Source organism: Streptomyces sp. NPDC051907, from assembly GCF_040681075.1.
In the GTDB taxonomy this organism is placed as follows: Bacteria; Actinomycetota; Actinomycetes; order Streptomycetales; family Streptomycetaceae; genus Streptomyces.
The window spans coordinates 1-7,964 of the sequence record NZ_JBFAYB010000176.1 but is presented as its reverse complement, the minus strand read 5'-3'; the positions used below and the strand labels follow the sequence as shown (position 1 = coordinate 7,964).

7 protein-coding genes are annotated in these 7,964 nt (G+C 71.9%); 6 read left to right on the top strand and 1 reads right to left on the bottom strand.

All coding sequences use genetic code 11. From position 1 onward, the window contains the following. From AB0M39_RS40660 to AB0M39_RS40640, 5 genes are all read left to right on the top strand, one after another. Nucleotides 1–507 (top strand): flavodoxin-dependent (E)-4-hydroxy-3-methylbut-2-enyl-diphosphate synthase (locus AB0M39_RS40660; protein ID WP_365373851.1); only part of this gene is annotated, 507 nt, incomplete at its 5' end. Between the two features lie 24 nt (nucleotides 508–531). After that, a complete protein-coding gene (dxs, locus tag AB0M39_RS40655; protein WP_365373848.1) occupies nucleotides 532–2,415 on the top strand; it encodes a 1-deoxy-D-xylulose-5-phosphate synthase in 1,884 nt (627 codons plus the stop codon). 3 nt (nucleotides 2,416–2,418) lie between these two features. Then, nucleotides 2,419–3,813 (top strand): aspartate aminotransferase family protein, encoded by a 1,395-nt coding sequence (locus AB0M39_RS40650; RefSeq protein ID WP_365373845.1) that lies wholly within the window; start codon nucleotides 2,419–2,421, stop codon nucleotides 3,811–3,813. A 91-nt stretch (nucleotides 3,814–3,904) separates the two neighbouring features. Beyond that, nucleotides 3,905–4,543, top strand: a complete 639-nt coding sequence (locus AB0M39_RS40645; protein ID WP_365373842.1) for an XRE family transcriptional regulator — start codon at nucleotides 3,905–3,907, stop codon at nucleotides 4,541–4,543. A gap of 12 nt (nucleotides 4,544–4,555) precedes the next feature. Continuing rightward, nucleotides 4,556–4,681, top strand: coding sequence for a DUF6126 family protein (locus AB0M39_RS40640; protein ID WP_365373839.1), 126 nt, complete (start codon nucleotides 4,556–4,558; stop codon nucleotides 4,679–4,681). Nucleotides 4,682–4,719: 38 nt separating this feature from the next. On the opposite strand, the gene AB0M39_RS40635 is transcribed toward AB0M39_RS40640, so the two are convergent. After that, nucleotides 4,720–5,532, bottom strand: a complete 813-nt coding sequence (locus AB0M39_RS40635; protein WP_365373836.1) for a tyrosine-protein phosphatase — start codon at nucleotides 5,530–5,532, stop codon at nucleotides 4,720–4,722. A 183-nt stretch (nucleotides 5,533–5,715) separates the two neighbouring features. On the opposite strand from AB0M39_RS40635, the gene AB0M39_RS40630 reads away from it, so the two are divergent. Beyond that, complete coding sequence (locus AB0M39_RS40630; RefSeq protein ID WP_365373833.1) at nucleotides 5,716–7,812, top strand: alpha-galactosidase; 2,097 nt, start codon at nucleotides 5,716–5,718, stop codon at nucleotides 7,810–7,812. The last annotated feature ends 152 nt before the right edge of the window (nucleotides 7,813–7,964 follow it).

Below are 7,964 nucleotides of genomic sequence, written 5' to 3'. Positions count from 1 at the left end.
GTGACGGAGGCGGGTCCGGCGTTCCAGGGCACGATCAAGTCCGCGGTGGCGTTCGGGGCGCTGCTGAGCGAGGGGATCGGGGACACGATCCGGGTGTCGCTGTCGGCGCCGCCGGCGGAGGAGGTCAAGGTGGGGCTGCAGATCCTGGAGTCCCTGAACCTCAAGCAGCGGCGTCTGGAGATCGTCTCGTGTCCGTCGTGCGGGCGTGCGCAGGTGGACGTGTACAAGCTGGCCGACCAGGTGGCGGCGGGTCTGGACGGCATGGAGGTGCCGCTGCGCGTGGCGGTGATGGGCTGTGTGGTGAACGGTCCGGGCGAGGCGCGCGAGGCTGATCTGGGCGTGGCGTCGGGCAACGGCAAGGGGCAGATCTTCGTCAAGGGCGAGGTGATCAAGACGGTCCCGGAGTCGAAGATCGTCGAGACCCTCGTCGAAGAGGCGCTCAAGATCGCGGAGTCAATGGAGGACGCAGGGGCGGCGTCCGGGCCGCCCGCCGTCACCGTGAGCTGAACAGCATGTGAAGGGGGTCCGACCGTGACGATACTGGAGACCATCCGGGGGCCGCGCGATCTCAAGGCGCTGACCTGTGCGGAGCTCGGCGAGCTCACCCAGGAGATCAGGGAGTTCCTGGTCCACGCGGTGGCCAGGACGGGGGGACACCTCGGCCCCAACCTCGGGGTGGTGGAGCTGACCGTGGCCCTGCACCGGGTCTTCGACTCGCCCGCCGACCGCATCCTGTGGGACACGGGACATCAGAGCTACGTACACAAGCTGCTCACCGGCCGGCAGGACTTCTCCAAGCTGCGCGGCAAGGGCGGCCTGTCGGGCTATCCCTCCCGCGAGGAGTCCGAGCACGACGTCATCGAGAACTCCCACGCCTCCACCGTGCTCGGCTGGGCCGACGGACTGGCCAAGGCGCATCAGGTGCTCGGCCGCAAGGACCACGTCGTCGCGGTCGTCGGGGACGGCGCGCTGACCGGCGGCATGGCCTGGGAGGCGCTCAACAACATCGCCGCCGCCAAGGACCGCCCGCTGATCATCGTCGTCAACGACAACGAGCGCTCCTACGCCCCCACCATCGGCGGGCTCGCCAACCACCTCGCCACCCTGCGCACCACCGACGGCTACGAGCGCGTGCTGGCCTGGGGCAAGGACGTGCTCCAGCACACCCCCCTCGTCGGCAGGCCGCTGTACGAGTCGCTGCACGGGGCGAAGAAGGGCTTCAAGGACGCCTTCGCGCCGCAGGGCATGTTCGAGGACCTGGGCCTGAAGTACGTAGGGCCGATCGACGGGCACGACGTCGCCGCCGTCGAGTCCGCGCTGCGCCGCGCCAAGCGATTCCACGGGCCGGTCCTGGTCCACTGTCTGACCGAGAAGGGCCGCGGCTACCAGCCGGCGCTCCAGGACGAGGCCGACCGCTTCCACACGGTCGGCGTCATGGACCCGCTCACCTGCGAGCCGCTGGCGCCCTCCAACGGGCCCTCGTGGACCTCGGTGTTCGGCGAGGAGATCGCCGCCATCGGCGCCGAGCGGCCCGACGTGGTGGCGATCACCGCGGCGATGCTGCACCCGGTCGGGCTGACCGAGTTCGCCGAGCGGTTCCCCGAGCGGGTCTGGGACGTCGGCATCGCCGAGCAGCACGCCGCGGTCTCCGCGGCCGGGCTCGCCACCGGCGGGCTGCACCCGGTGGTCGCCGTGTACGCCACCTTCCTCAACCGGGCCTTCGACCAGCTGCTGATGGACGTCGCCCTGCACAAGTGCGGAGTGACCTTCGTCCTGGACCGGGCCGGCGTCACCGGCGTGGACGGGCCCTCCCACAACGGCATGTGGGACATGTCGATCCTCCAGTGCGTGCCGGGCCTGCGGATCGCCGCCCCGCGAGACGCCGAGCGGCTGCGCGAGGAGCTGCGCGAGGCCGTCGAGGTCCGCGACGCGCCGACCGTGCTCCGCTTCCCGAAGGAGTCGGTCGGCGAGTCGGTCGACGCGGTGCTCCGGATCGGCCGGATGGACGTCCTGCGGCGCCCCGACGACCCCGCGGACGCCGAGGTGCTGCTGGTGTCGGTCGGCGCGCTCGCCTCCGTCTGCCTCCAGGCAGCCGAGCTGCTCCAGGGCCGCGGGATCCACTGCACGGTCGTCGACCCGCGCTGGGTCAAGCCCGTCGACGAACAGCTCGCGCCGCTCGCCGCCCGCCATCGGCTGGTGGCCGTGGTGGAGGACAACAGCCGCAGCGGCGGCGTCGGCTCGGCCGTCGGACAGGCGCTGCGCGACGCGGGCACCGACGTGCCGCTGCGCACCTTCGGCATCCCCGAGCAGTTCCTCGCGCACGCCAAGCGCGGCGAGGTGCTGGCCGACATCGGGCTCACACCGGTGGAAATCGCGGGACGGATCAGTGCCGCCATGGCAGTCAAGGAGAGCTGAGGAATGTCCGAGCCGACCAAGGGCTTCGATCTGGCGAGTCTCCTCGCCGAGCGCGGGGCCGAGCGCTACGAACTGCACGCACGGCACCTCAACCACCAGCTGCCGCGCATGCTGCACACCATCGGCTTCGACAAGGTCTACGAGCGCGCCGAGGGCGCCTACTTCTGGGACGCCGACGGCAACGACTACCTCGACATGCTCGCCGGCTTCGGCGTGATGGGCCTGGGCCGGCACCACCCCGTCGTACGCAAGGCGCTGCACGACGTCCTCGACGCGTCGCTGGCGGACCTCACCCGCTTCGACTGCCAGCCGCTGCCCGGGCTGCTCGCGGAGAGGCTGCTGGCGCACAGCCCGCATCTTGACCGGGTGTTCTTCGGCAACAGCGGCACGGAGGCCGTCGAGACCGCGCTGAAGTTCGCCCGGTACGCGACCGGGAAGCCCAGGATCCTGTACTGCGCCCACGCCTTCCACGGGCTGACGACCGGGTCGCTGTCGGTCAACGGGGAGGCGGGCTTCCGGGACGGCTTCGAGCCGCTGCTGCCGGACACCGCGATCGAGCTCGGCGATCTGGCCGCGCTGGAGCGGGAGCTGCTGCGCGGCGATGTGGCGGCCTTCGTGGTGGAGCCCGTCCAGGGCAAGGGCGTGCACCCGACGCCGCCCGGATTCCTGTACGCCGCGCAGGAGCTGCTCCACCGGCACCGGGCGCTGCTGATCGCCGACGAGGTGCAGACCGGTCTCGGCCGGACCGGGGACTTCTACGCGTACGAGTTCGAGGCGGGCGTCGAGCCCGACCTGATCTGCGTGGCCAAGGCGCTCTCGGGCGGCTATGTGCCGGTCGGCGCGACCCTCGGCAAGGACTGGATCTTCAAGAAGGTCTACTCGTCGATGGACCGGGTGCTGGTGCACTCGGCCAGCTTCGGCTCCAACGCGCAGGCGATGGCCGCGGGGCTCGCGGTGCTCTCGGTCCTGGAGGACGAGCACGTGGTGGCGAACGCGCGGGTGACCGGGGAGCTGCTGAGGTCGCGGCTGGCCGCGCTGGTGGACCGCTATGAGCTGCTGCACGAGGTGCGCGGGCGCGGGCTGATGATCGGCATCGAGTTCGGCCGGCCGGAGTCGATCAAACTGCGCAGCCGCTGGACGATGCTGCAGGCCGCCCGCAAGGGGCTCTTCGCGCAGATGGTCGTCGTGCCGCTGCTGCAGAAGCACCGGATCCTCACCCAGGTCTCCGGCGACCACATGGAAGTGATCAAGCTGATTCCGCCGTTGACCATCGGAGAGAAGGAAGTCGACCGCTTCGTCGAGGCGTTCGCCGCGGTGATGGACGACGCCCACGGCAGCGGCGGGCTGATGTGGGACTTCGGCCGGACGCTGGTGAAGCAGGCGGTCGCGGGCCGCTGAGACGCCGACCGTCGGGTCGGTCCTGCACTGTGCGATTTGCCTCTGAGGCAAGATATTTGCCTCGGAGGAAAAAGACTGGCCCAATGGGGACATGTCCAGCTCCCCCGGAGGACGCCCTCCGGACCCCCGACACCCCGCCGACGCGGCGGGCGAGGCGTCGCAGGAGACGCTGCCGCACGTCGCTCCGCAGCTACGGGCGCTGCGCCGGCGCCGCGGGCTCACCCTGGAGGCGGCGGCCCAGCGCGCGGAGCTCTCCCCGGCGCACCTGTCCCGGCTGGAGACCGGACGTCGGCAGCCCTCGCTGCCGATGCTGCTCGGGCTCGCCCGCGTCTACGGTACGACCGTCTCCGAGCTGCTCGGCGAGAAGCCCCCGGAGTCCGAGCCCGTCGTCCGGGCCGGCCGCATGGGCCCGGCCGAGGCCGACGGCTGGAGCTACCGCAGAGCCGGCGGCCCCGGCCGCGCCATGCAGGCGCTGCGCGTGAAGGTGCCGTACGGCGCCCAGGGCGACCTGGTGCGCGTGCACCCCGGCGAGGAGTGGCTGTACGTCCTGGCCGGGCGGCTCCGGCTGACGCTGGGGGACGTCGTGCACGAGCTGTCCCCAGGGGACAGCGCGCACTTCGACTCCCTCACCCCGCACCGCATCGCGGCGGCCGTGCCCGAGGGCGCCGAGCTGCTCTTCGTGCACACGCTGCTGCAGAGCCCCGACCCGCATTCCCACCCGCACGCGTGAGGAGTACCCGCCATGTCAGGCAGTTCTCAGGAGAGCAAGTTCCCCAGGGGCCTGGTGATCAGGCTGTTCGCCTATCTGGTGGCGGGCCATGTGTTCGCCGCCTTCCTCTACCTGCTGTTCACGCTCGGCGGCGAGTGAGGCCCGCATCGCGGGTAGCCGCAGCCTCGGAGGTCGCCTCAGGCGCGGTCGATCAGCCGCTCACGGAGCCGCTCACGGGTCTCGGGGCTCACCTTGAGCCCCTCGCTGAGGTAGCGCTCGGTGGTGCCCCAGGTCTGCGCGATCGTGTCGAAGGCCGCGTCGAGGTACTCGGCGCGCGCGTCGAACAGCGGGCTGAGCAGCTCCATCACCTCGGGGGACATGCCGGCCGGGGAGTCGTCGCTGCGGCGCACCACATAACGCCGGTGCGGGTCATTGGACTTGAGGTAGTCCGCCTCGATGGCGTCGCGCTCCACGCCGACCGCGAGCAGCGACACGGCGATCGAGATGCCGGCCCGGTCCTTGCCCGCCGCGCAGTGCATCAGGGCCGGGACGCTGTCCTCGGCGAGCGCGTGCAGGACCCTGCTGTGCTCGGCCGTCCGCTGCGTGATGATCGAGCGGTACGAGGCCGTCATCCGGCCGGCAGCCTTGCCGTCGGCGAGTATCGCCTTGAGCTGGTCGAGGTCGCCGTCGCGGACCATCTTCCAGAACTCCGCGCCGTCCGCCGGGTCGCTGAGCGGCAGGTTCACATTGCGCACGCCGGGCAGCTCGACGTCGGGCCCCTCCAGTTTCTGGTCGGCGGCGTTGCGGAAGTCGAAGATCGTGTGCAGCCCCAGCGTCGACAGGAACGCCGCGTCGCTCTCGGTCGCGTGCGCGAGATGGCCGCTGCGGAAGAGCCGGCCGTGCCGCACGCGTCCGCCGTCCCCGGTCGGCAGTCCGCCGACGTCGCGGAAGTTGCGCACCCCGGCCAGCTCGGGCTCTGTCGACGGTACCTGCGGCAGCTGCTGCGTCACTGTGGCTCCTGAAGTGAACTGCCGTCGGCGCTGATCGCCGACGATGGCGGGTTTCCCGACGATACGACATCGATGCGTAGGCCACGTGTCTCGGGGCGTCCCGGCAAGGGCGTTGCCCGGACGACCGTAGCCGTCCGATGATGTGCGGGCCTGTTCGAACCTGTGCATATCTGAGAGGTCGGCATGATCCAGAGCGTGGGCAACGGACGTACGTGGGTTCTCTCCGGATCCACCAGCAGTTATGCGCTGTGTCTGACACACGCCGACGAACTGCTCCACATCCACTGGGGGCCGCGGATCTCCGCCGCCGACGCCGAGGCGCTCGCCGCCCAGGAGCCGCCGCCGTACTGGCCCTTCGAGTCGCCGCTCGACGGGCACGAGGAGTATCCCGTCGAGGGCGGGCCGCGGTTCGTCAGGCCCGCGCTCTCCGTCCGCGCCGACGAGGTCCGCGGCACCGAGTGGACCTTCGCCGGCGCCGAGACCGACGCCGCCCCGGACGAGCTGCGGCTGCGCTTCGCCGACGCCGTGCACGGCCTCGTGCTCACCCTGCACTGGCGGATGCGCGACGACGCGGACGTCGTCGAGCGCTGGACCACCGTCGCCCACGAGGGCGAGGGGCCCGACCTGGAGCTGCTGCGGGCCGACGCCGCCGCCTGGACGCTGCCCCAGCGCGACGCCTGGCGGCTGAGCCAGCTGCACGGCCGCTGGGCGGCCGAGTCGCTGCTCGTACGGTCGCCGCTGACGTACGGCGAGAAGGTGATCGGCAGCCGCCGCGGGCACACCGGGCACCAGCACCTGCCCTGGGTCGCCCTGGACGCGGACGGGGCCACCGAGGAGCGGGGCGAGGTGTACGGCTGCGCGCTCGGCTGGTCCGGATCATGGCGGATCTCCGTGCAGCAGCTGCCCGACGGCCTGGTCCAGATCACCGGCGGGGCCGGCTACGACGACTCGGGGCTGCTGCGCCTCGCGCCCGGCCAGTCCTACACCTCTCCCGTCTTCGCCGGGCTGTGGAGCGACGGCGGCTTCGGCGGGGCCAGCCGCGCCTGGCACGCCTGGCAGCGCGACCGGGTCGTCCCCGACGCCCACGAGAGCAGGCCGGTCCTCTACAACTCCTGGGAGGCCACCGGCTTCGACGTCTGCGAGGAGCAGCAGCGCGCGCTCGCCCAGCGGGCCGCGGCCATGGGCGTCGAGCTCTTCGTGGTGGACGACGCCTGGTTCGGGCGGCGCACCAGCGACCGCGCCGGGCTCGGCGACTGGACGCCCAACCCCGACCGCTTCCCCGGCGGCCTGAAGCCGCTCGCGGACGAGGTGCACGCGCTCGGCATGCAGTTCGGGATCTGGGTCGAGCCGGAGATGGTCAACGCCGACAGCGATCTCTACCGGGCCCATCCGGAGTGGGTGCAGCACCACCGGGGCCGCACCCGCACCGAGTTCCGCAACCAGCTCGTGCTCAACCTCGCCCGCGAGGACGTGCGGAACCACCTCTGGGAGCAGCTGGACGCGCTGCTCTCCAGCGCGCCCGTCGACTATGTGAAGTGGGACTTCAACCGCTGCTTCACGGACGCGGGCTGGCCGGGCGAGCCGTATCCCCAGAAGCTGTGGGTCGAGCACGTCCACGCGCTCTACGCCCTGCTGGACCGGCTGCGGGCCGCGCACCCCGGCGTCGCCTTCGAGTCCTGCTCGGGCGGCGGCGGCCGGATCGACCTCGGGATCCTGTCCCGTACCGACCAGGTGTGGACGTCCGACAACACCGATCCGCTGGACCGGCTGGCCATCCAGCACGGCTTCAGCCAGCTCCACCCGGCGCGCGTGATGGCCGCCTGGGTCACCGACAGCCCCAACGTCCAGCTCAACGGCCGGGTCTCCACCCTGCGCCACCGCTTCGTCAGCGCCATGGCCGGAGTGCTCGGGGTCGGGGGCGACCTCGCCCGGTGGAGCGAGGACGAGCTGGAGGAGGCGCGCGGGTGGGTCGAGCTCTACAAGACGATCAGGCCGGTGGTGCAGCACGGCGAGCTGTACCGGCTGCGCGCCCCCGAGGGCGGGCTCAGCGCCGTGCAGTACGTCCGCGGCGACGAGAGCGTGGTGCTGGCCTGGCTTCAGTCCCAGCACTACGGGGAGCGGCCGCCCGCGCTGCGGCTGCGGGGGATCGAGGCCGGGGCGGCCTACCAGTGCCTGGACACCGGCGCCGTGCACCGCGGGTCCGTGCTGCTGCACCAGGGGCTGCACACCGGGCTGAAGGGGGACCTGGACGCGGCGGTGTTCCGGCTCCGGCGGGTCTGAAGCCGGTCCCATGCCGGTCCCATGGCGGTCTGAGGCGGGTCTGAGGCGGAGCTGCCGCGGGTCCGCGGCGCCCGCGAGGCGTCTGAGAGGCGCGGCGACCCGACCCGGCCATGAACGCCCGGCGCGGGTGGGGCGGTTGGGGCGCGGCGGCA